This window comes from Streptomyces sparsus (assembly GCF_054776295.1).
The window spans coordinates 1-1,146 of sequence record NZ_BAAHCA010001254.1; the positions used below are offsets into that span (position 1 = coordinate 1).

The window sequence follows — 1,146 nt, forward strand, 5'->3', positions numbered from 1 at the left end:
CTCGCCGGCCGTGACCGGCGGGGTGCCGCCGGTGCGCAGGGCGGCTGCGACCGCGGCGTAGTACGCGGGGTAGTCGCCGGGCAGGGTGGGCACCGGGCGGTTGTCCTCGGGTGAGCCGAGCGTGCCGCGGGCGGCGTCCGGCTCCGTCCCCCACCCGGTGCCGGTGCCGGGGCGTTCGCCGGCGCGCAGCGCGCCCTCCTGGGGGTCGAGGCCGTACTTCACGTAGGCCGCTTCGCTGCCCAGTACCCGGAAGCGCGGGCCGAGTTGGGCGGCGGTGGCGCTGACCCACAGGTGGGAGCGGACGCCGCCGGTGTGGGTGAGCGCGATGAAGGTGTCGTCGTCGGCCTCGGCGCCGGGGCGCCGCACGTCGGACTCGGCGTAGACGGTGGCGACCGGGCCGAACAGGGACAGGGCCTGGTCGACGACGTGGCTGCCGAGGTCGTAGAGCAGTCCGCCGATCTCGGCCGGGTCCCCGGACTCGCGCCAGCCGCCCTTCAGTCGGGGACGCCACCGCTCGAAGCGCGACTCGAACCGGTACACCTGCCCCAGCGAACCGTCGGCCAGCAACTGCGACAGGGTGAGGAAGTCGTCGTCCCAGCGCCGGTTCTGGAACACCGAGAGCAGCAGGCCGCGTTCGTCGGCGAGCGCGGCGAGCTGTTCGGCCTCCGCGGCGGTCCCGGCGACGGGCTTGTCCACCACGACGGGCAGTCCGCTCTCCAGGGCCCGGGTCGCGAGCGGCACGTGCGTGCGGTTGGGGGAGGCAACGACCACCAGGTCGAGTGCGTCGGCGCGGGCGAACAGCTGGTCGGGGCCTTCGACGGTGACCACGTCGGGGTGTTCGTCCTGGGCCTGCCGGCGGCGGCCGGGGTCGGAGGTGACGACGGTGTCGAGGACCAGGCCCTCGGTCGCGGCGACCAGCGGCGCGTGGAAGACCGAGCCGGCCAGGCCGTAGCCGATCAGGCCCACGCGCAACGGGCGGTCGGTGCTGGTTCCGGTTCCGGCGGGCAGGGGTGCGGTGGTCACGTGAGGCTGGCCTTCCGCCTGTGGCTGATGGGGTCAGTGGGGGCACCGGCCATGCTACGTGCGGCCTGTGACCTGCGCGGGCGGCCCCCGGGGGCAGCGGGCGCCGACCCCGCGCCGGCCCCG

At 75.7% G+C, this 1,146-nt stretch carries 1 protein-coding gene; it reads right to left on the bottom strand.

The annotated features are described in order from the left end of the window. On the bottom strand, window positions 1-1,023 hold a 1,023-nt coding region (locus ACYVE9_RS27735), incomplete at its 3' end, for a Gfo/Idh/MocA family protein (protein ID WP_461030642.1). Between the last annotated feature and the right edge of the window lie 123 nt (window positions 1,024-1,146).